Origin of the sequence: Brevibacterium sp. CFH 10365, assembly GCF_009299785.1 — a bacterium.
GTDB classification, from domain to species: Bacteria; Actinomycetota; Actinomycetes; order Actinomycetales; family Brevibacteriaceae; genus Brevibacterium; species Brevibacterium limosum.
The window spans coordinates 22,894-45,602 of the sequence record NZ_VIGO01000008.1 but is presented as its reverse complement, the minus strand read 5'-3'; the positions used below and the strand labels follow the sequence as shown (position 1 = coordinate 45,602).

At 66.0% G+C, this 22,709-nt stretch carries 16 protein-coding genes; 12 read left to right on the top strand and 4 right to left on the bottom strand.

Features of this window, described 5'->3' with window-relative positions; genetic code table 11:
• Positions 1-21: 21 nt before the first annotated feature.
• Positions 22-813 carry a GntR family transcriptional regulator gene (locus FHG09_RS15995; protein WP_193627406.1) on the top strand — a complete coding sequence of 264 codons (792 nt, stop codon included), beginning with the start codon at positions 22-24 and terminating at the stop codon, positions 811-813.
• An 87-nt stretch (positions 814-900) separates the two neighbouring features.
• Here the strand turns inward: FHG09_RS15995 and FHG09_RS15990 are convergent, their stop codons facing one another.
• Positions 901-4,308, bottom strand: a complete 3,408-nt coding sequence (locus tag FHG09_RS15990) for a bifunctional proline dehydrogenase/L-glutamate gamma-semialdehyde dehydrogenase (RefSeq protein ID WP_152348641.1) — start codon at positions 4,306-4,308, stop codon at positions 901-903.
• A gap of 154 nt (positions 4,309-4,462) precedes the next feature.
• Here FHG09_RS15990 and FHG09_RS15985 point away from each other — a divergent pair, with 154 nt between their 5' ends.
• The 5 genes from FHG09_RS15985 to FHG09_RS15965 all read left to right on the top strand — a co-directional run bounded on the left by FHG09_RS15985 (position 4,463) and on the right by FHG09_RS15965 (position 10,413).
• Positions 4,463-5,995 carry an FCD domain-containing protein gene (locus tag FHG09_RS15985; RefSeq protein ID WP_152348640.1) on the top strand — a complete coding sequence of 511 codons (1,533 nt, stop codon included), beginning with the start codon at positions 4,463-4,465 and terminating at the stop codon, positions 5,993-5,995.
• 51 nt (positions 5,996-6,046) lie between these two features.
• Positions 6,047-6,658: a uridine kinase gene (gene udk / locus FHG09_RS15980; protein WP_227492817.1), complete on the top strand. Its 612-nt coding sequence runs from the start codon at positions 6,047-6,049 to the stop codon at positions 6,656-6,658.
• A gap of 120 nt (positions 6,659-6,778) precedes the next feature.
• Positions 6,779-8,413 carry an HNH endonuclease gene (locus FHG09_RS15975; RefSeq protein WP_152348639.1) on the top strand — a complete coding sequence of 545 codons (1,635 nt, stop codon included), beginning with the start codon at positions 6,779-6,781 and terminating at the stop codon, positions 8,411-8,413.
• 196 nt (positions 8,414-8,609) lie between these two features.
• A complete protein-coding gene (locus FHG09_RS15970; protein ID WP_152348638.1) occupies positions 8,610-9,074 on the top strand; it encodes a hypothetical protein in 465 nt (154 codons plus the stop codon).
• A 103-nt stretch (positions 9,075-9,177) separates the two neighbouring features.
• The gene (locus tag FHG09_RS15965) at positions 9,178-10,413 is read left to right on the top strand and encodes a hypothetical protein (RefSeq protein ID WP_152348637.1); all 1,236 of its coding nucleotides are present in this window, start codon (positions 9,178-9,180) and stop codon (positions 10,411-10,413) included.
• Positions 10,414-10,432: 19 nt separating this feature from the next.
• Here the strand turns inward: FHG09_RS15965 and FHG09_RS15960 are convergent, their stop codons facing one another.
• Together FHG09_RS15960 and FHG09_RS15955 are read right to left on the bottom strand one after the other, a co-directional pair.
• A complete protein-coding gene (locus tag FHG09_RS15960; RefSeq protein WP_152348636.1) occupies positions 10,433-12,355 on the bottom strand; it encodes an FAD-dependent monooxygenase in 1,923 nt (640 codons plus the stop codon).
• A gap of 101 nt (positions 12,356-12,456) precedes the next feature.
• A complete protein-coding gene (locus tag FHG09_RS15955; RefSeq protein ID WP_152348635.1) occupies positions 12,457-13,842 on the bottom strand; it encodes an MFS transporter in 1,386 nt (461 codons plus the stop codon).
• Between the two features lie 129 nt (positions 13,843-13,971).
• Between FHG09_RS15955 and FHG09_RS15950 the strand changes: the two genes are divergently transcribed.
• From FHG09_RS15950 to FHG09_RS15925, 6 genes are read left to right on the top strand one after another with little or no spacing between them, the layout of a single operon-like run.
• Positions 13,972-15,456: a fumarylacetoacetate hydrolase family protein gene (locus FHG09_RS15950; RefSeq protein WP_152348634.1), complete on the top strand. Its 1,485-nt coding sequence runs from the start codon at positions 13,972-13,974 to the stop codon at positions 15,454-15,456.
• Complete coding sequence (locus FHG09_RS15945) at positions 15,453-16,169, top strand: GntR family transcriptional regulator (protein WP_227492816.1); 717 nt, start codon at positions 15,453-15,455, stop codon at positions 16,167-16,169. The genes FHG09_RS15950 and FHG09_RS15945 overlap by 4 nt, the downstream gene beginning before the upstream one ends.
• A 12-nt stretch (positions 16,170-16,181) precedes the next feature.
• Positions 16,182-17,687, top strand: a complete 1,506-nt coding sequence (gene hpaE, locus FHG09_RS15940; protein WP_152348632.1) for a 5-carboxymethyl-2-hydroxymuconate semialdehyde dehydrogenase — start codon at positions 16,182-16,184, stop codon at positions 17,685-17,687.
• A gap of 7 nt (positions 17,688-17,694) precedes the next feature.
• Positions 17,695-18,831: a 3,4-dihydroxyphenylacetate 2,3-dioxygenase gene (gene hpaD / locus FHG09_RS15935; protein WP_152348631.1), complete on the top strand. Its 1,137-nt coding sequence runs from the start codon at positions 17,695-17,697 to the stop codon at positions 18,829-18,831.
• A gap of 11 nt (positions 18,832-18,842) precedes the next feature.
• The gene (locus tag FHG09_RS15930) at positions 18,843-19,628 is read left to right on the top strand and encodes a fumarylacetoacetate hydrolase family protein (RefSeq protein ID WP_152348630.1); all 786 of its coding nucleotides are present in this window, start codon (positions 18,843-18,845) and stop codon (positions 19,626-19,628) included.
• Positions 19,613-20,401 carry an HpcH/HpaI aldolase family protein gene (locus FHG09_RS15925; RefSeq protein ID WP_152348629.1) on the top strand — a complete coding sequence of 263 codons (789 nt, stop codon included), beginning with the start codon at positions 19,613-19,615 and terminating at the stop codon, positions 20,399-20,401. The genes FHG09_RS15930 and FHG09_RS15925 overlap by 16 nt, the downstream gene beginning before the upstream one ends.
• A 58-nt stretch (positions 20,402-20,459) precedes the next feature.
• Here the strand turns inward: FHG09_RS15925 and FHG09_RS15920 are convergent, their stop codons facing one another.
• The gene (locus FHG09_RS15920; RefSeq protein WP_152348628.1) at positions 20,460-22,427 is read right to left on the bottom strand and encodes an LPXTG cell wall anchor domain-containing protein; all 1,968 of its coding nucleotides are present in this window, start codon (positions 22,425-22,427) and stop codon (positions 20,460-20,462) included.
• Between the last annotated feature and the right edge of the window lie 282 nt (positions 22,428-22,709).

The window sequence follows — 22,709 nt, the reverse complement described above, 5'->3', positions numbered from 1 at the left end:
GACTGGAAGGAGACTGAGGGTGTGACCGAGTCGCAGCGGCAGCCGCCCGGAGCAGGCGGGGCGCGGTACGAGCAGATCGCGGAGCAGATTCGCGAATCGATTCGCAGCGGGACGCGACAAGTGGGCCAGAGCCTCGAGTCCGAAGCAGCCTTGGCCGCCGAGTATGAAGTCGCACCGGGAACGGTGCGCGAAGCTCTGCGTCTGCTCGTCAGCGAGGGCACATTGGGCGGTCGCAGGGGTGCTCGCAAGACAGTGCTGCGCAGGCCTCGTCCGGCGGCGGTGGCTGAGGAGTTCCGCAGCTTCGCGCAATGGGCGAGCGCACACGGTCGCACTCCCGGTGGCCGGGTGATCGAACAGAGCTGGCGGATTGCGGGGGAGGAGACGGCTGCGGCACTCAAAGTCGACCCCCGCGCACGTGTGCTGCGTGTGCTGCGCATACGGCTGCTCGACGGCGAGAAGGTCATGGTCGAGCGGACCAGCTACCCCGAACACCTCGGCGAGCTGGTCGAGAAGATCCCTGATGATGCGGCCTCAGTCAGCCGGAGCCTCGCCGACCAGCACGGAATAGTGTTCGCCGGTGCCGATCATGTCTTCTCGGCCACAGTCTGCGGCCAGCAGGACGCAGCTCTCCTGGGCGTCGGCCGCGGGCGCCCGCTGCTGCGTCACCTGCGCCGCAGCCGCGACAGCGCGGGCCGACCGCTGGAGATCTCCGAAGACCGATATCTCGCCAATATTCTGTCCGTAGCCATGTCGAACGGCCGCAACGTCAATCCGATCAGCTGGCTGACTGCCGACGAACAGAACTGGTTCTGAGGTCGACGCGGGCTGCGTGAAGCCCCAGAACTACCTGACGGCCCAGCAACCTCGCGCGAGGTTGCTGGGCCGCCGTCAGGTAGTAATTCAGGAGGTGAGGGCGGCGGCGAGCTCGTGGAAGTCACGGCTCGGATTGCCGAAGCGGTGCAGCGTCATCGACACCGCCTGCTCCTGCACGTAGTACCGCAGCTCCACCCGTCCCGACGTGGTCACCGGCTCATCGATGATCGCGACCTCCGGACGTGGTGCGGCCGCAGCCAGCAGCTCGTCCTCGAACCGTCCGAGGACGCGGACGCGCGCCCCCACGGTGTCGTCGTAGCGACCTTGTCCGACCATCTCAGCGAACTCGGCAGCCGTCTCGGTGCGAGCAGGCACACCGGCATTCGTCACTGCGATCTTCACCTCGGCAGGCACATCCTCTGCGACGGACAGCTGCACCGGTGAGTCCACTGTGCGAGCGGCGTGCAGGGACCGTTCGAGATCGAACAGGCTCGCCTCGGCGGTCACGCGCAGAGTCACCGGGCGAGGCCGGTAGCGGAAGATGTTCGCCTCCGCGCGCAGTCCCGTGTGGTCCTTCGCCGCACCGAATTCGCGGTCGAACCAGCGCCGGTCGTCGGCCTTCGCCGCCTCGAGGTCCTGATCGCCGGAATCGGCGAAGTGTCCGAAGAGCATGAGGTAGTTCGGACCGCCGGCCTTCGACCCCAGCCCCACCGAGGACTGCTTCCACCCGCCGAAGGACTGACGGCGCACGATCGCACCGGTGATTCCGCGGTTGACGTAGGCGTTGCCGACCTCGACCCGATCGAGCCAGGTGGCGACCTCCTCGGGGTCGAGGGAGTGGATGCCGCCGGTGAGGCCGAAGTCCACGGCGTTCTGGAACTCGATGGCCTCATCGAGGTCCTTCGCATGCATGAGCCCGAGCACCGGACCGAAGACCTCGGTGAGGTGGAAGAACGATCCGGGCTTGACCCCGTCCTTGATCCCGGGGCTCCACAGGCGCCCCGTATCATCGAGCTGCTTGGGCTCGAGGAGCCAGGATTCACCGGGCTCGAGCGTCGTCAGCGCCCGCCGCAGCTTGTCCGAGGGATCCTCGGTGAGCGGGCCCATGGTCGACGAGAGGTTCGACGGCCAATCGACGACCATCGACGAGGCGGCATCGATGAGTTGGCGACGGTAGCGTTCGGAATCGTAGGTCGATCCGACCATGATCCCCAACGAGGCGGCCGAGCACTTCTGCCCGGCATGTCCGAAGGCCGAATACATGAGATCGGCCATGGCGAGGTCCCGGTCCGCCGCCGGGGTGACGACCAGGGCGTTCTTACCCGAGGTCTCCGCATTGACGTGGAGTTCGGGGCGGAAGGACTTGAACATCGCCGCGGTCTCCGAGGCGCCGGTGAGGATGACTCGGTCGACATCGGGATGCGAGACGAGGTGCTGGCCGAGCTCCCGCTCGATCGGGGCGCACAGCTGCAGCACGTCCTTGGGCACTCCGGCCTGCCACAGGCAGTCGACGATGAGCGCCGAGCAGTGCGGGGTCGGCCCCGAGGGCTTGTGGATGACCGCGGACCCGGCCGCCAGCGCCGCAACGGTGCCGCCGGTGGGGATCGCCACGGGGAAGTTCCACGGGGGAGTGATGACGACCATCTCATCCGGGGTGAAGGTCGCCCCCTCGAGGTCCTCGAGTTCCAGCGAATTCAGCGCGTAGTAGCGGATGAAGTCGATGGCCTCGGACACCTCGGGGTCGGACTGGGAGGGCATCTTGCCGACCTCAGCAGCCTCGACGGCGATGAATTCGCCGCGCCGGGCGGCGAAGATGTCGGCGGCTCGGTGAAGGATCTCGGCCCGTCCGGCGGCACCGAGGGCCCGCCAGTCTGCAGCGGCGGCGCGACCGCGGGCGATCATCTCATCGAGCTCGGCCGTGGATTCGATCTTGGGCGCCTTCGGACGGTCGTCGAGGTAGCCGGGGGCGGTTGCCTCGGCGATGATCCTGCGTACCCACTCCTGGTTGGCCGGAAGGGCCGGGTCGGTGTCGGGCTCATTGACGAACTCGGTCGGAACCACCGTGTCACCGAGCGTTTCGGTCGACCGATTCTGGTGGCGGTTCGGCGCCGGGGCAGACTCACCATCGGCGTCGAGGATCGATTCGAGCTGCGCGACCGACGCGGTGAACCGGTCGGCCTCGCGCTTGAACACATCGTTGCCGTTGGCGAGGTCGAAGATGCCGGACATGAAGTTCTCGGACGCCGAGTTCTCCTCGAGGCGACGCACGAGGTAGGAGATCGCGACGTCGAACTCCTTCGGGTGCACGGCCGGAACGTAGAGGAGGAGGTCCCCGACGTCTTCGGTCACGGCCGCGGCCTGCTCGCTGGCCATGCCCTGGAGCATCTCGAATTCGACGCGCTCGGTCACCGAGCGTTCGACGGAGAGGTGGTGGGCGAAGGCGATGTCGAAGAGGTTGTGTCCGGCCACGCCGATGCGCAGCCCCTTCATCCGCTCAGGGGTGAACAGCCAGTGCAGGACCCGCTTGTAGTTCGCATCCGTGGACTGCTTCGAATCACACGTCGTCGCAGGCCAGCCGGCGATCTCGGCATGCACGGTCTCCATCGCCAGGTTCGCGCCCTTGACGAGGCGGACCTTGACCCCGACTCCGCCGTTCTCGACGCGGCGGGAGGCGAATTCGCTCAGCCGCTGCACCGCGCCGAGCGCATCGGGCTGGTAGGCCTGGATGACGATTCCGGCCTCGAGATCCTTGAACTCCGGTTCGGAGAGCAGGCGCGTGAACACCGCGATCGTCAGCTCGAGGTCCTGGTACTCCTCCATATCGAGGTTGACGAACTTCGCGCCGGTCGGAGCTTTCGCCGCTTGGCTGTAGAGCGGCCGGAGTCGTTCGACGACATAGTCGACGGTCTCGTCGAAGGCCCACATCGAGATCTGCGACGCCACGGACGAGACCTTCACCGACACATAGTCGACGTCGTCGCGGGCGAGCAGCCGGTGGGTCTGTTCCAGGTGGTTGTCGGCTTCGCCGTCACCGAGCACGGCCTCGCCGAGGAGGTTGATATTGAGCCGGTGGCCATCGGCGGTGAGCGCGGCCACGGTCTTGCCGAACTGCTTGTCCCGGGCGTCGACGACCATATGACCGACCATCTGGCGCAGGCGGGTGCGGGCGGCGGGCACGACGACCTGCGGGGCGATCTTGGCCAGTGCGGCACCGGCCTTGATCTGGGCGCGGTCGAGGTACGACATCGTCTCGGGAGCGAGCTTGCCGACCTCGGTCAGCGCATCGGCGGCGGCATGGACATCATCGGTGCGCACGACCCGATCGACGAATCCGACGGTGAAGTCGAGGCCGTTGTCGTCGGAGAGGACAGCTGAGAGGCGCTCGGCCGCGGGGTTCTTCGCCGTCGTCATCGACGTGGACACCCGCAGCCACCGGCGGACGGTGTCGATCGACTGGGCAGTGAGCTTGTCGAGGTCGGTTTCGGTGTGCAGCAACTGTGCTCCTTCGGTGCTTGCAATCGGTGCTCTCACGCGTCGGCGCTGACCGTGGAGCTTGGGTGTGAGTTCAGTATGCGCCGCCGATATCCGGGGGTGAAGAGGTGGAAACGAACGCCGTGAATGTTTGAGTCAGAAGTCCTAGAATAGAGAGATGTATTCCGCTGAGTTCCGTCGTGACGCCGTGGCGCTTCTGACGACGTCGACCCTCGCCGAGGCGGCTGCGCGCACGGGTGCATCACCGTCGACCCTGCGTCGGTGGGCGAGCCGATCCGACCTCGAGGACCGACCCCGCAGCGGCCGCCCGCCGATCCAGGACACTGCCGATCAGGTCGTTGAGGCCCTCGTTGGCACAGCGGGAGCTCGGATCTCCGGGAGGGACTATTCGACCCGCGCCCTGGCTGAGGCCACGGGGCTGAGCCAGAGCATCGTCGCCCGGTCCGTGCGTGCTCTCACCCTTCCCGTCGCCGAGGTGGCCGGTGGCAGGGAGCTCGTCCTCGCCGCCAGCGGATTTCCGCTTGTCCTCCTCGGGTTCCGCCGCGTCGTTGCTGGTGGGGATGGAAGCGGGCGAGCGGAGGTGCCGCCACGGCGGATCCAACGGCGCATCGCCGGAATCACCGCGGCCCTGCGCACCGCGGGAGTCCAGCGGTGGGCGCAGCGCTTCGACAGCGAACATCGGCAGGTGCCCACCGCCGAACTGCTGGCACTGCTCGACGGAGACGGAGACTTCCTCATCTTCGACCCCCTCGGCGAGGTCCCGTACCCGCTGCCTGACGACGCGGGAGCGCAGGTGCGGGTGTGCCAGGATTTCGACGAATTCGCAGCCGTTCTCAGGGGCCGCCTCGGTGAGTGTGAGGACATTCCCGGGTCCCTGCTCGATCTGCTCGCCGCACGTGTCCGGCATGGACTCGAAGGAGTGCTGTGGCGGGAATCCGTTCCGTACGAGCCTCAGAGAAGTTCCATCACTTCTGACTCAATGGAGATCTCTTCGTGGCTGCCGAAGGAGACCCGATCGGTCACCGAACACCTCGCGATCGCGCTGCGCGAGGAGATCATCGACTCCGGATACGAACCCGGGGATCGGATCAATCCGCGTCTGCTCTCTCGCCGCATGCAGGTGCCCCGGGCCTCGGTCGATGCGGCGCTGCGGCGGATGGTCGACGACAAACTGCTCGACGGATCCCGCGGAGGGGCGCGGATCCCCTTGATCACGACCGTCGACGTGCTCGACCTCTATGCCGCGCGCATGGCCATCGGGGAGGTCGTGCTCAGGTCCTTGGCCCTGCGTCCGCAGCGCTACCTCGTGCCCGTGCAGCTGGCCCTGCGGCAGGTCGAGGCCTCCGCGCCGACGCGCAGCGGAATCGATGTCGAGGACGCCGACCTGCATTTCCAGCAGGAGCTGGCACGCGCTTCGGGGCTGCGGGAATCGGCGCGTGCTTTTGAGGCTCTGACTCTGCGGCTGCGGCTGTTCATCTCCATCCTCCAACTCGACTATTCTCCGGCCAGCGATCGCATCGTCAGCGATGATCGGGCCATGTTCCGGGCGCTCAGCCGGGCGGATGCGAAGACGGCGATCGAGGTCTGGCGCGGCAAGGTCGACAATGCGGTGAGGCATATGGCCGGTCTGCTGGGCCGGCGGCGCTTCGACCAGGAGCTGTGGACTCAGCTGACCCGCAGCCTCGGGTGAGCATGGAAGCCGGGAGCCGCCTCGGCGGGGGTCGTGGTCTATATTTGTCCCGTGGAGATTTTGGTTGTGGGCGTGGCCGGCGGAACCGGCAGCGGAAAGACGACGCTGACTCAGGCGCTGTTGGACAAGTGCGAGGGCCCACCCTCCGTGCTCTACCACGACAACTACTACCGGCGGCGCGACGAGCTCACCTATGAGGAGCGCGAGAAGGTCAACTACGACGATCTCGACGCCTTCGACAACGACCTCTTCGTCGACCACCTCACAGCGCTGCGGAACTCGGAGGCGGTCGAGAGTCCGGTCTACGACTTCTCAATCCACAACCGCAGCGACGAGACGACGCTGGTCGAACCCGCACCGGTGATCATCGTCGAGGGCATCCTCATCTTCGCCGAACCGCGCATCTGCCAGCTGCTCGACATCAAGCTCTTCGTCGACACCGACGCCGATGTGCGTCTGCTGCGCCGGATCAAACGCGATGTCGTCGACCGCGGACGGACCCTGCAGTCGGTGGAGGACCAGTACCTGGGTACGGTCAAGCCGATGCACGAACTCTACGTCGAGCCGTCGAAGCGCAATGCCGACCTCATAATCCCCGACGGCGGCCACAACATCGTCGCCATGGACATGATCCTCAACCGCATCCAGCGCGGAGTCAGCTGAACCGGGAGCGGGTCGAGGCCCCTCTTCCTGTGCGAGCTGGAACGGTGTGTGACCTGGAATAACGGCTTATGCCGGATGCGTTCCCGATGTCGTGTCAGTGCCGACGGGTACCGTCTTCATATGGACGTCGACCCCGCACGGGAACCAGCGCCGGTTCCGGATCCGCTGACCGAGATCACTCGGTTCGGTGAGTTCCTGCGCGGGCTCGGCCAGGGCGGCACCGAGGCGGAGACCTTGGCCCGAATCACGGCACTCGAAGAACTCAGATCCGCTGTCGTCGCCGCACAGTCCAAGGAAGCCGTGGCCTTTGAGGCGCTGCGCATCGAACGGGACCGGCTCAACCGGGTGCCCGCGATCGACTGCGGGAAGCGCGCCGGCGACGAGGTCGGGCTGGCGAAGAAGGTCTCTCCCGGATCGGGCAGGAAGTTTCTCGGCACTGCCCGCACGATCGTCATCGGGATGCCCAATACCTTCAAAGCCCTGGCCAAGGGGGAGATCTCCGAAGACAAAGCGCGCATCATGGTCGACGAGACCGCGGTTCTCGCCGATGCCGATCGGCGCAAGGTCGATACGCGGATGAAGCGCAGTCTGGAACCGACCGGGCTGCGCAGCCTGCGCGCCGAAGTGCGTGCGCTCAGCGCGGAGATGGACGCCGAGGCGGCCGCGAAGCGGGCAGCGAAAGCAGCGACCAATCGACGCGTGAACCTGACCGTGATCGACGACGGGATGGCCAGGATCTCCGCGATCCTGCCGCTTCCACAGGCCGTTGCCGCCTATGAGAGCCTCCGGGCGGGCGCCGAAACGATCACTGTCGCCGGTGACGCAGGTGGGCGGAACCGCCAGCAGGTGCTCGCCGACACCTTCGTCGAACGGCTGAGCGGCCAGCCGAGCGCAACGGCGGTGCCCGCGGAGATCCATCTGCTCGTCGAGGCCGAATCCCTGCTCTCTGACGGACTCGTACCGGCCTGGCTGCCCGGGTTCGGGCCGCTGCCGGCGAAGACGACACGGGAATTCGTCGCCGCGAACGAGGCGAAGATGCTCATCAGCAGGATCTTCACCCGCCCCGACGACGGTCAGCTGGTGGGAATGGACGCGAAGAGCCGGGAGTTCACCGGCCGACTGCGGCAGATGATCACCTTCCGCGACGATGTGTGCCGGACCCCGTGGTGCGATGCCCCGATCCGGCACGCCGACCACGCCCTACCGGTCGCATCAGGTGGGACGACCACCTGGGAGAACGGTTCAGGACTGTGTGCATCCTGCAACTACGCGAAAGTACACCCCGGATGGAAGCACGAAGCCACAGCGGAAGGCCTGCGGGTCACCACACCGAGCGGGCGCACCTACGACGTGGCCACGCCCGCGGTGGTTCGCCGCATGCGATTTCCGCGCCCCGAAGCGGTGTCCGAACCCGGAGATTCGCCGCCAGGGCCTGATTGGCGCCAAGCCCTCTCTCGATTCCTCGAACCGCAGCGGGAAGAAGAACCGCATCAGGACATCGTCGAACCACAGCGAGATCTCGTCGAACCACAGCGGAACGAGCCTGCGCGCACGGTCGAGGATTCTCCGGTCGAATTCCAGTCGATCGTCCCGACCTTCGTACTGCCCGAGCAGCTGCCGCCGCGGTATTGCACCCGTGCCGAGAAGATCGCCGACTGGCGCAGACGCAATGCGCACCGACGGCCGGCATCGACGGACTGCCAAGGCAGCCCGGTCGAGAAGGAACTGGTGCAGGCAGTCTTCGGACCGGACTGAGTCGAGGCCGCGCGCCTGGGCTGAGGCTGCGTGTCGGATCTGGAACATCGTGGGAACACCTGTCACACGAATTCTGCAGACAATCGTGGGTATGGACACGGCGGGTAAAAACGGCAGCACACGATGGACGACTGCGCGGGGGCGAAGTCTCAACCTCGCAGCGCGTGTGCTCCCGTTGGGATCGGTGGCGTGCTGGGTGATCACGATCTTCGTGCCTGTCCTCGACAGCGGCGGGACCGGATCGATGCGGATCCGCGTGACGTCTCTCGGGTTCTCCCCGATCGACATGAATGATCTCAATCCGGGTTACCTCGCGCTCTGGATCATCATCCTCACCGGCGCGTTCACCGCCTGGCTGCTGTCCGCATCGAAATGGTGGTCGATTGCGGCGATCGTCCTCGGCACGGTGCTGGGGCTGCACATGCTGCAGATGGTCGCCGATCCGCCGATCCTGATGTGGGACGGACAGACCGCGAACGGGATGCCCACCGGGGGCATGGAAGTCGCCTACCCTGCGGCAGGCTTCGGTTTCTGGGCCGTCGGGAGCCTCCTCTTCTTCGCCGCGGGAATCTGTGGTCTGGTCGCCGCTGCTCAACAGGACCACCACCGTCGTGAACGGATCAAACGCTGCATGTCGAAGCGTCATGACCCCGCCGCGTGAGACTCGGCCCGGACCGCTGAGAGTCCAACAGATTGCAGCCGGTCGATTGCTTCTGCGCTTCGCCCAAGTACTGTCTCTGTCTGCGCTCTGCATATGGATCGTCATGCTGTGGGTGCCGGTGGTTGCCAGCCCTGAGGACACATCCGAAGCGCCGCACCCGCCGCGCATCATCGTCACTGCTCTCGGCGGACCGCCGTTCGATCTCGAGGAGGCCCGCGGCTCGATGGTATTGGTCGCCGTCGGCGTTCTTGTGTGTGCGGCTGCTTCATTCCTGCTCACCGTTCGGTCTCGGCTCGATTCGCACCCGTGGCCGGACGTCGTCGGGCGCCTATGGTCGGCCGGAACTCTCTTTCTGAGCGTCTGCGTCTTCGTCGTATTGGCGAACACGTTGGCGAATCTGCCGACGATCATGTGGGACGCCGTCGACGATCGGGGACGCCCTGTCTTCGGGATGGTCGTCGCCAAACCGGCGATGGGTGCAGGGTTCTGGGCCATCGGCTGTGCCTGCCTGCTGGTCGCGGGAGTCTGCGGCCTGCTCGGCGATCACCGCCGAAGACGAGCCGACCACAGTGAACAGTCAACGTCGGTACCTCACGCGGAGTCCCGGGTCACCGTGTGGCCACGCGGGAACCGAACGCATCGCCTCGCGCAGCGGCTGCCGTGGGTGACGGTCGCCGCCTGGGTGCTGATGATCTGGATCCCGATCTTCGACAGCGGCGATCACGGCGACGAGCGATTTCTCGTCACCTCCCTCGGGCAGATCTCGTTCGGGCCGGTACCCGTCGGAGAGCTGTCGCTCGGCAACCTCGAGTCCGTGCCGACACTGCTGCTGGCGTGGGAGGTCGTGCTCATCTGTGCGGCAACGGCCACAATGTTCAACCCGTTCTCTCACTGGTCCTTCGTCGCTGGTCTCAGCGGCGTCGGGCTCCTCGTCATCGAGATCGTCCTCCTCGCACACCCACCCCGAGAGCGCATCTGGGCCACAGATTCCGCCGGCGAGGACCGCTCGGCCCTCATCGTCGCTGATCCGGCAGCAGGCATCATACTCTGGACACTCGGCGGCTCCGCACTCATCGCAGCAGGCGTGTATGGGGTCATCAGCGACCGCCGCCGGATCGAACGAACCACTCAGCTGGGGACACCGATGGATACAGCAAAGCGGACGCTCCGACTGCAGCGCCTGACACGGTTCCTTCCTCTCTCCGCACTGACCGCTTGGGTCATCACCCTCTTCGTGCCGGTCATCGACAGCTTCAATAAGAGCGGAATCTGCGGGCTTCTCACGCAGACCGAACGCCCCCGGCCAGCGGTCGAGACACCACCAGTCGAGGGCGCTTGAGCACAGAATCGTTCCGGCATCACTTCACGGGTTCGAAGACTCCCGCGAAGTAGTCGCCGATCTCGGAGTGTGCATCCAACGGGAAGATCCCCGAGACGTACTGGTCGGGTCGGACCACGACGACGGCACCGTCGCGACTGATCTCACGGGCTTCGAAGATGTCCTCCTCGGGCAGGGTCGCGTAGATCTTCTCCACGTACTCGAGATCGAACGCACCCACGTGCGGACGGAAGACAGTCGGGACGTCGGGGAACGCGAACTCCTTATGCTCCTGCTGATAGATGACATTGAGTTCGACGAGGGCATCGAGATCCTCACCGTCCCGGCGGTAGGCGACCAGGGGAGAGGCGGGATCCGATTCGAGCCACTCAGCCAGCGCCGCCACTTTCGATTCGCCATCCGCGGAACCGGCGACGACCGGCGCAGCACGATCGGCGAAGACATAGACACGCCAGCGACCGTCGGCGCGGGCCTCGTGCCCGAGGTGAATGAGGTTCGCATCGCAGCTGCGCTTGACGCGAGCGGACTTGAATCGTTTGCCGATCGGGAAACCGGCCGCGAGCTCCTGATGCGTCGGCGGCGTCGTGATCATCGACTCCGTGTACTCGGTCATGAACCCGGCCGGGAACTCCGCAGTCTTGACGTAGAAGTCCTCGAGGTAGGTCTTGTCCGGCAGCGCTTCCTGCGGAGTCGCCATGAGCGTCGACCATTCCTTGTCGAACTCGATGAGGTTCTTCGCCGCCACCTGACGTTCGGTCGAGTAGGTGCGCAGCAGCTCCGTCGACGACCGACCGGAGATGACCTGACCGAGCTTCCACGCGATATTGAAGCCGTCCTGCATCGACACGTTCATTCCCTGACCGGCCTTCGCCGAGTGCGTATGGCAGGCATCGCCGGTGATGAACACGCGCGGACACTGCGAAGCCGGATCGGTCTCATCGGTGTCGTCGAAGGCATCCGTGAGCCGGTGTCCGACCTCGTAGACCGAATGCCAGGCCACTTCCTTCACATCCACGCTGTAGGGCGCGATGATCGCGTTGGCCCGAGCGATGATCTCGTCGATGCTCGTCGACCGCACCTTCCGTGCATCATCCTCGGGCACTTCGCCGAGGTCGACGTACATCCGGAACAGGTGTCCGCCCTCGCGGGGGATATAGAGGATATTGCCGTGCTTCGACGAGATCGCGCACTTGGTGCGGATATCGGGGAAATCGGAGTTCGCAAGCACATCCATCACGCCCCAGGCATGATTGGCCTGATCGCCGGTCATCGTTCGGCCGATCGACGACCGCACCTTCGAACGTGCTCCATCGCAGCCGACGACGTAGCCTGCGCGAATGGTCCGCTCCTCACCGGTGCTCTCGCCCGCGGTGTACCGGATGGTCACGGACACCGGATGGTCCTTCGCCGAGGCCGTGGCGTCCCCGTCGACGGTGAGGTCGACGAACTCGACTCCGTAGTCGGGCGTGATCTTGCCGGGTGACTGGGCGGCGAACTGGGCGAAGTAGTCGAGCACGCGCGCCTGGTTGACGATGAGGTGCGGGAATTCGCTGATCCCGTGCTCGTCATCCTTGGGCCGACCGGTGCGGATGATGTTCTCGGGGTGCTCCGGATCCGGATTCCAGAACGCCATCTCCGTGATGTGATAGCCCTCGCGCATGATCTCCTCGGCGAAGCCGAACGCCTGGAAGGTCTCGACGGAACGGGCCTGGATGCCGTCGGCCTGACCGATGACCAGGCGCGAATCGCGCTTCTCGATCATCCGCGTCTTCACGTGCGCGTACTGCGAGAGCTGAGCCGCCGCGATCATCCCCGCAGGACCGCTGCCGACGATGAGGACATCGACCTCATCGGGCAGATCCTGACTGCGCTCGATCCCGTAGCCCGCGGCCTCTTCGATCCGCGGGTCCGCGGACACGTAGCCGTTCTGATGGAAATGCATGTCAACCTCCGGTTCTTGACACGTCGTCGTGATACTCGAATGCTATCAGTTCATATACGATCTGGCGTCGGCGGGGTGGCGTGGGCCACTGTCGTCGCAGATCAGTCGTGCAGAGCCGCCTCGGTGCTGGATTCCATCGTCCGCCGGTGCGAACCGACTCCGACGATCGGGCTGACCGACTGCTCGTCCTCGTGATCGGGTCCCAGCGGGATGCCGGTGCGGTCACGCAGCAGCAGGGTCGCCGCGAGTGCGAGCACGGCGACGACGCCGAGGTACACCGCCACCGAGGCGGTCGTTCCCGTCGACGACACGAGACCCTTCGCGATCGTCGGGGCGAAGGCGCCGCCGAGGATCGACCCGATCGCATAGGAGACCGAGACCCCGGAGAAGCGGACGCTCGAGGGGAACAGCTCGGCGTACATAGCCGGCTGCTGACCGTAGGTGAAGCCCAGGCCCACCGTGAGGACGACGAGCCCGAGCAGGAGCATGCCCACCGAACCGGTGTTGACCAGCGGGAACAGGCTGACGATGCCGATGAGCAGGAGCACCCAGCCGAGGATGTAGGTGTTCCGGCGGCCGATCCTGTCCGAGACGGCGCCCGCGATGATGGTGAAGATCAGCCAGGACACCGCCGAGGCGGCGACGGCCCAGAGCACGGGGCCGCGCTCGAGGCCGATGGGCCCGGCCGGGTCCGTGGCGTAGTTCTGGATGTATCCGCCGGTGGTCATGTAGCCGGCGGCGTTGTTGCCCATGAAGACGAGCGAGGCGAGGACGACGAGCAGCCAGTGGCCCTTGATCAGGCGACCCAGAGGGTTCGACACCTGCTCCTTGCGCTCTGCGATCTCATGGAAGACGGGGGATTCCTCGACTCCGCGGCGGATCCAGTAGCCGATGAAGACGAGGACGATGGAGAGGAAGAACGGCACTCGCCAGCCCCATTCGAGGAACGCGTCACCTGGGGCGATCGAGGTCATCAGAGCGAGTACGCCCGAGGACAGCAGGAGTCCGATGGACACCCCGATCTGCGGGAAGGACCCGCGCAGTCCGCGTGTCTTCTCATCGGCGTGCTCGACGGCGAGCAGAACGGCTCCGCCCCATTCGCCGCCGGCCGAGACGCCTTGGACGATGCGCAGTGCGATGAGCAGGACCGGGGCCAGGACACCCGCGGATTCGAAGGTCGGCAGGAAGCCGATGAGCGCGGTCGCGGCGCCCATGGCGATGAGAGTGATGATGAGGACCACCCGGCGGCCGAGCTTGTCGCCGACGTGTCCGGCGAGGAATGCGCCCAAGGGGCGGAAGAGGAAGCTGATCCCGACCGTCGCGAAGGCGACCATGGTTGAGAGCGTCGATCCGAGCGGGCCGAAGAAGAGCTCGTTGAAGACCAGCCCCGAGGCCGCCGCGTAGAGGAAATAGTCGTACCACTCGATGCTCGTGCCGACGATCGTCGCGAACGCCACCCGGGTCTGAGTGTGCTTCTGTGCTGCCATGACTCCTGTGTCCTGTCGTGCGTCTGCAGTGCATCCCGGCCACATTCGCTGTGGTCTGGATTACTTGTCCTCGGGAACCGTATCATATACGATCTGTGGTGAAGCCAACCGAAATGAGGTGTGAGATCGATGTCGACTCCAGCAGGTGTTCCCGCCCGTCCGGGCAAGATCATTGCCGTTCATGTGGCCTATGAGTCCCGTGCGGCACAGCGAGGAAAACGCCCCGCCCAGCCGTCCTACTTCCTCAAGGCGGCCAGCTCCGTCGCCGCCTCCGGCCAGACCATCGAACGCCCCGCCGGAACCTCTCTGCTCGCCTTCGAAGGTGAGATCGCCATCGTCATCGGCACCCCCGCCCGCAGCGTCACCGAGGCCGACGCCTGGTCGTTTGTGGCCGGAGTGACCGCATCGAACGATTTCGGCCTCTACGACTTGAAGACCCCGGACAAGGGATCGAACGTGCGCTCGAAGAGCCGTGACGGCTATACCCCGCTGGGCCCCGAACTCATCCCCGCCGCCGAGGCGGCCCCCGACTCCCTGCGCCTGCGCACCCGGGTCAACGGCGAGGTCGTCCAGGACGACGGCACGCGCGCCGATCAGCTCATCTTCACCCTCCCGCGCATCGTCGCCGATCTCAGCCAGCATCTGACCCTCGAGGCCGGAGACGTCATCCTCACCGGCACTCCCGCCGGTTCCTCCGTCGTCGCCCCCGGTGACACGATCGAGGTCGAGGTCACGGCCGCCTCGGCGAACGGCGAGGAACTGAGCTCCGGACGGCTGACCACCACCGTTGTCGAAGGCCCCGGCGACTTCGACGAGAACCTCGGCAGCACTCCCGCAGTGAACGAAGCACTGACCGTCGACGCCTGGGGCTCACGCGAGGCCGCCGGACTCGCGCCGGAGGGCGCCGCCGACGCGGCGACCGAACTCGACGCCGGCCTCGTTGCGAAGCTCACCGAAGCCCCGACCGCGGGCCTGTCGGCTCAGCTGCGGGCGCGCGGACTCAACAACGTCGTCATCGAAGGCGTGGCCCCGCTGAAGGCGGGCGCGAAGATCGTCGGCACCGCGAAGACCCTGCGCTTCGTGCCCAACCGCGAAGACCTGTTCAAATCGCACGGCGGCGGATTCAACGCGCAGAAACAGGCATTCGACTCGATCCGCCCCGGTGAGGTCATCGTCATCGAAGCCCGCGGCGAATCCGGCTCGGGCACCCTCGGCGACATCCTCGCCCTGCGCGCGAAGTCCCTCGGCGCAGCAGGAGTCGTCACGGACGGGGGAGTCCGCGACTCCGCCGAGGTGGCCGACATCCTGCCCGTGTTCGCCACCGCGAAGCACCCCGCCGTGCTCGGCCGCCGTCATGTTCCATGGGAGTCGGACGTGGCAGTGGCCTGCGGCAACGCCACCGTCCTGCCCGGCGATGTCATCGTCGCCGATGACGACGGAGCCATCGTCATCCCTCGCGACGTGGCCGAAGAAGTCGTCGACGCGGCACTGGCCAAGGAGATCGAGGACGGCTGGGTGGCCGAACAGGTCGCCGCCGGCAATCCGATCGAAGGACTCTTCCCACCGAAGGGCGAATGGAAGGCGAAGTTCGACGAGTGGAAGGCCTCCCGGTGAGGACCGAACCAGCAGCCGCTGCCGGGGCCGGCCCGCCGACACTGAGCAAGGCCGAAACCGCCTACCGGTGGATCCGCGAACGCGTCGCCGATCAGACCTATCAGCCCGGGCACAAACTGGTGCTTGCGCAGATCGCGCTCGAACTCGACACCTCCGTGGTGCCTGTGCGCGAGGCCATCCGCCGGCTGGAGGCCGACGGGCTCGTGACCTTCGAACGCAATGTCGGGGCCCGCGTGGCCATGGTCGATCAGGGCTCCTACACCCAGTCGATGGAGACGGTCGCGATCCTCGAAGCAGCGGCCGTCGCCCAAGCGCGGGTCCACCTCGGCGCCGGTGATCTCGATGCGGCGGAGCACATCAATGATCGGATGCGTGCACTGCTCGACGAATTCGAACCTGCCGAATTCACCCGGCTCAACCACGAGTTCCACGAAACGCTCTACCGGCGCTGCCCGAACGAGCGGCTGTGCACCCTCGTCGAACTCGAATGGGACCGGCTCAATCACCTGCGGGATTCGACGTTCTCCTTCGTCCCCGAACGGGCACTTGAGTCGGTGGAGGAGCACTCGCGCATCGTCGCCCTCATCCGGGCCCGCGCCTCGGCGCAGGAGATCGAACGGGCCGTGCGCGAACACCGCTCGGCCACACTGCACAGCTTCCAGAACTCCCAGACGACCACCGCAGCATCAACCACAGATGTGAAAGATTCGTAGAAAGGACAAGTCATGACACAGTCCACAACCCCGCCGGCAGATATGCCGGAGAAGATCCGCCACTACATCGGCGGAGAGTTCGTCGACTCCATCGACGGAGACGAATTCGACGTGCTCAACCCGGTGACGAACGAGGCCTACATCAAGGCCGCCTCGGGTAAGAAGGCCGATATCGAAGCCGCTGTCGCTGCGGCGAAGACGGCCTTCGACGAGGGCCCGTGGCCGACGATGCTGCCGCGTGAGCGTGCCCGCATTCTCAATAAGATCGCCGATATCGTCGAATCCCGCAAGGACGAACTCGCGGCCATGGAGTCCTTCGACTCCGGACTGCCGATCACCCAGGCCAAGGGGCAGGCGGCACGCGCAGCGGAGAACTTCCGCTTCTTCGCCGACCTCATCGTCGCCCAGGTCGACGACGCGTTCAAGGTCCCCGGCCGTCAGGCGAACTACGTCAACCGCAAACCGATCGGCGTGGCCGGGCTCATCACCCCATGGAACACCCCGTTCATGCTCGAGTCCTGGAAGCTGGGACCGGCGATCGCGACCGGCAACACCGTCGTGCTCAAGCCTGCCGAGTTCACCCCGCTCTCGGCCTCCCTGTGGCCGGGCATCTTCGAAGAGGCCGGACTGCCGACCGGTGTGTTCAACATGGTCAACGGCTTCGGTGAGGAGGGCTTCGCCGGCGATTCGCTCGTCAAGCACCCCGACGTTCCGCTCATCTCCTTCACCGGTGAGTCGAAGACCGGACAGACGATCTTCGCCAACGCCGCCCCCTGGCTCAAGGGTCTGTCGATGGAGCTCGGCGGCAAGTCCCCGGCCGTGGTCTTCGCCGACGCGGACCTCGACGCCGCCGTCAATGCCACGATCTTCGGCGTCTTCTCCCTCAACGGGGAGCGCTGCACGGCCGGTTCGCGCATCCTCGTCGAGGAGTCGATCTACGACGAATTCGTCGAGCGCTACGCCGCCCAGGCCGAGCGCGTGAAGGTCGGTCTGCCGTCGGATCCCAGCACCGAGGTGGCCGCACTCGTCCACCCCGAGCACTTTGAGAAGGTCATGTCCTACGTCGAGATCGGCAAGACCGAGGCCCGCCTCGTCGCCGGCGGCGGACGCCCCGACGGGTTCGAGACCGGCAACTTCGTCCAACCGACCGTCTTCGCCGATGTTGCTCCCGACGCTCGGATCTTCCAGGAGGAGATCTTCGGACCCGTCGTCGCGATCACCCCCTTCTCCTCCGACGAGGAGGCCCTGGAGCTGGCGAACAACACGAAGTACGGTCTGGCCGCCTATATCTGGACCTCGGATCTCAAGCGCGCCCACAACTTCTCCCAGGCCGTGGAGTCGGGAATGGTATGGCTGAACTCGAACAACGTCCGCGACCTGCGCACCCCCTTCGGCGGTGTCAAGGCGTCGGGCCTCGGCCACGAGGGCGGCTACCGGTCGATCGACTTCTACACGGAACAGCAGTCCGTGCACATCAACCTCGGCGAGGTCCACAACCCGGTCTTCGGAAAGCAGTGAAGCAGCCATGACGAAACGCACTGAAATGACTCGGACCTCGGCCGGCTACTTCGTCAGCCAGGAGACTGGCATCGCCACCGACAACCCCATCGCCACACCGCAGGCGAGCCCGCCCGACATCCTCCGCTGCGCCTATATGGAACTCGTCGTCACCGACCTCGCCGCCTCCCGGGAGTTCTACGTCGACGTGCTCGGACTCTATGTCACCGAGGAAGATGAGAACACTCTCTACCTGCGCTCGACGGAGGAGTTCATCCACCACAATCTCGTCCTGCGCAAGGGCGAGGTCGCTGCCGTGGCCGCGTTCTCCTACCGAGTCCGCAGCCCGGAAGAGCTCGACAAGGCGGTGGCCTTCTACACCGAACTCGGCTGCGATGTCCGCCGCAGCCCCGATGGCTTCGTCAAGGGCGTGGGCGACTCCGTGCGTGTGGTCGACCCGCTCGGCTTCCCGTACGAGTTCTTCTACCGATCCGACCACGTCGAGCGCATGTCATGGCGCTATGACCTGCACATCCCCGGCGAACTCGTCCGCCTCGACCACTTCAATCAGGTCACCCCGGATGTGCCGCGGGCGGTGAAGTACATGCAGGACCTCGGTTTCCGCGTCACGGAGGACATCCAGGACGAGGAGGGCACGGTCTACGCAGCGTGGATGCGCCGCAAATCCACCGTCCACGACACGGCGATGACCGGCGGCGACGGACCGCGCATGCACCATGTGTGCTTCGCAACGCATGAGAAGCACAACATCCTCGCCATCTGCGACAAGCTCGGTGCCTTGCGTCGGTCCGATTCGATCGAACGCGGCCCCGGCCGCCACGGAGTCTCGAACGCGTTCTACCTCTATCTGCGCGACCCCGACGGCCACCGCGTCGAGGTGTACACGCAGGACTACTACACAGGCGACCCGGACAACCCGGTCATCACCTGGGACGTCCACGACAATCAGCGCCGCGACTGGTGGGGCAATCCCGTCGTGCCGTCCTGGTACACAGACGCCTCCCTCGTCCTCGACCTCGACGGCAACCCGCAGCCCGTGCATGCGCGCACGGACGATTCGGAGATGGCCGTGACGATCGGCGCCGACGGGTTCTCCTACACCCGGGCGGATGAGAATGAGGGCAAGCTGGGCAACCAGCTCTGAAAGGAATCCATATGCTCGATGAGGAAACGATCGCGGCCATCGCCGACGATCTCGCCGAGGCGGAGCGGACACGCTCGAAGATCGGTCTGCTCACCGCGAAGTATCCGGACATGACGGTCGAGGACTCCTATGCGGTGCAGAACGAATGGCGCCGTCGAGGGGAAGCCGCCGGCCGTCGGCTCTTCGGCCACAAGATCGGCCTGACCTCGAAGCCGATGCAGCAGGCGACGGGAATCACCGAACCCGACTACGGGGCGATCTTCGCCGACCAGGTCTATGACACCGGGTCCGTGATCGACCATGCGCAGTATTCGGGAGTGCGCATCGAGGTCGAGCTCGCCTTCGTGCTGCGTGACGAACTGCGCGGGCCCGATGTCAGTCTCTTCGACGTCCTCCGCGCCACCGAGTACGTCGTCCCCGCTCTCGAGGTCCTGTCCTCGCGCATCGAGATGGAGGGCCGCACGATCGTCGACACCATCTCGGACAATGCGGCACTGGGCGCGATGGTCCTCGGCGGACGTCCCGTCGCCGTCGATGCCGTGGACCTGCGCCGGGTGAACGCCCTGCTCTACCGCAACGAGACGATCGAGGACTCCGGAGTCGCCGCCGCCGTGCTCGACCATCCGGCCCGCGGAATCGTGTGGTTGGCGAACAAACTCGCCGAACACGGTGATGTGCTGCAGGCGGGCGAGACCGTGCTCGCCGGATCATTCACCCGCCCCATGTGGGTTCATCCCGGCGACACAGTCCACGCCGACTACGGAGAGCTGGGAGCCATCACATGCCGTTTCGAGTAGAACTTCCGCAGACCTTCTCAGGCCGTGTGGCCGGCCTCGGCGACGGCGAATATCTGGCCGGGATGTGGGTGTGCTCGGGTTCGCCCGTGGCCGCCGAGATCGCCGCCACCTCGGGAATGCAGTGGGTCCTCATCGACGCCGAGCATTCCCCGATCGGACTTGAGACCACGACGAGTCTGCTGCGCGCGATGAACGGCTACCCGGCCACCCCTGTCGTGCGGGTGCCGGTGAATGATCGGGTGCTCATCAAGGGGTACCTCGACCTCGGGGCGCAGAATCTGCTCGTGCCGATGGTCGATACGAAATCCGACGCCGAGGCGGCTGTGGCGGCCGTCCATTATCCGCCGAGAGGTGTGCGAGGGGTCGGTTCGGCCCTGGCGAGGGCCTCCCGGTGGAATGCCGTGGACGGGTACCTGAAGCGGGCCGAGGAGTTCGTGTCCCTGACCGTGCAGATCGAGTCGGCGACCGCAGTGGACAATGCCGCAGAGATCGCCGCGGTCGACGGAATCGACCAGATCTTCGTCGGTCCCTCCGACCTGGCCGCGTCGATGGGTCTGCTCGGCCAGCAGACTCACCCCGACGTCACCGATGCGGTGGCGCGGACCTTCGACGCGGTGAAGGCTGCCGGCAAACCCGTCGGCGTCAATGCCTTCGACCCCGACCAGGCACGGAGGTATCTGGAGGCCGGAGCGTCCTTCGTCCTCGTCGGCGCCGATGTCGGCCTGATGATGAACGGGGCCCGTGCCTGGGCCGACACCTGGGTTCAGGACTGAGCACACATCGCCCCCGACCGCTGATCTGCGGTCGGGGGCGACGTGCATTCACTCTCTCCTATTCTCTGTCGCGGCGGCTGCCGGAGATCAGCAGGATCGTTGTGCCGAGACCGACGAGGACGATTCCCAAGCCGATGAGCATGCCGTTGCCGGTCGTGCCGGTGCGAGGCAGTTCGGGGGTCGGGGCCGCGGGAGTCTCGGCGACCGGTTCGACCGGTGGGGTCGCGGACTTTTCCGGGGCCTCCGGCTGTTCCGGTTGTTCGGGCGGCGAGCTCGGCTGCTCCGGCGGCGAGTTCGGCTGCTCGGGCGGGGCGCTCGGTGTCTCCGGCGGTGCCGGGGGAGTGGACGGCGTCTCCTCGGCCGGCCGGTGCACGGTTTCGGCGGGGACGCCCCAGTCACTCGTCCACTCAGCATTGACATCGCTGCCCTCGATCGTCGTCACATAGGTGACCCAGCCGACGGGCATCTCGATCGGCTCCGTGCTGATCTCGGCGTGACCTTCCTCGTCGGCGTTGACGGTGAAGTCCTGCACGGACAGCTCCGTGCCGTCGGGCTCCTCCGACTGCTCGGGTTCGGTCTCCACATGGTAGGCGGTGACGGTGAGCACGGCTTCGGAACCCGGTCGCAGACCGGTCACAGCCACCTCGTCGTGGGTCGATGTTCCCTGAAGCACCGCCTCGGTGTCGGCGGTCGGGGTCCACGGGACGAATCCGGTCTCTCGAGGTTGGCCGTGGATGCCCTTCCATTCCTTCGTCGCCTTGTCTCCGGCGATCGTCTCGGTGAAGTACAGCCAGCCGCGGAAGTCCTCGGGCACGGTGACCTCACCGGACGTATGGGTGCCGTTGCCGACGTCCTTCGAAGTCACGGACCCGATTGCGCGAGCGTCATCGTTCTTCGTGCCCTGCTTCGGGGCCGTCGCGGTCTGCCACAGGGTGTGTTCGACGGTGACGGTGTGGTCGCCGATGAGGCCGGAGACGGTGAATTCGTCGGTGACAGTCTCACCCGGTGTCGGAGTCTGGTCGGAGATCTCGGTGGTCACCTTCGGTTGGGAACTCAGCTCCAGCGATGCCTTGTCCGTGACGGAATCGGGAGTGTCCGGGGTGATGACTCGCTGCACCCGCGTGCCGGACGTCGGTTCGACGATGCGCACGGACTGCGGGGCGACCTTCGCCGAGGCGGTTACGGACAGAGTGCCGGGCGCGCTCGCCTGCAGCGTCGTGGTCACGGGGTCCTTGCCCGTGGTCAGGGTCGTCGGAGCCTTCGTCGCACCGGAAGTCTTCAGCGTGACGGCAACGTCGGGGACCTGCACCCCGGAGGCGCTGAGCAGGGAGACCGTCAGTGTCGCCTCATCGGTGGGAGTGCCGAGGAGCTTCGGACTGTCGTCGTCAGACTTGCCGTCGTCGGTGGCGGAACCGGAGGCCCAGGAGTCAGGAGAAGCGGCGGACTCCGGGGTGGCATGGGGTTCGAGCACGGGCATGCGCAGCACCGGTTCGAGGCTGATGTCGAGGGTGTACGGTCCTGCGAACTTCTTGGCCTCGGCGAGGATCGTCAAGTGCTTCTTCGCGGCCGCAGTGAACTTCTTGTCCAGGTCAGCCGGCTTCTGGGGCGGCACCTTGTGATCATGGGGGACTGCTTTGTCGAGGCGGGCCATCGCGCTCAGTGCCGCCTGCACATCCTTCGACTTCGAGCCTGCGTATTCGTGCAGGGCCCACGCTGTGCGGGGCGAGGTGACTTTGTCGGCCTTCGAATCCTTGAAGTACTTCGGCAGGGGAGACTTCTTCCCCGCGTCGATGCAGTAGGCGGAAGTGTCGGGGAAGGTCCGGTAGGAGCCGTACCAGGTCTTGCCCTGTTTCGCGTGGTGCCAGATGCCCGGTCCGTAGGCGTCGGGAGCGGTGAGCACAGGCACCTCGCCGAGGCTGGCAGGCGGTCCCGCGGCCATGGCCGGTCCCAGCCCGATGAGCGAAGCGACAGTGAGGACGGTGAGGAGCAGCGCGGTGCGCAGCGATGCGAGTCTGAAAGTAGTCATGGACCGATTCGACATGGGCAGCTGCCTGGCGAGCTAGGGCTGATTGAGGGGCTGTGGATACTGCTTTGAGCGTCCACAGGATGTGACGTGGAAGTGGGGGACCTGCCGATCTCCGGAGGGAGGGGAGTGGTCCGGAGAGGCATTGTGGGGGATTTCGGCCGTTGGACGACGAGCGCGGGCATAGAGCAGCTGCGTCTGCGGCCTGCCACATGGCCGGCGCAGGGTCGAACATTTCGCGACCATCCACAGCCGAAAATGGTTGAGTGGAGCTCGGGGCGTCGT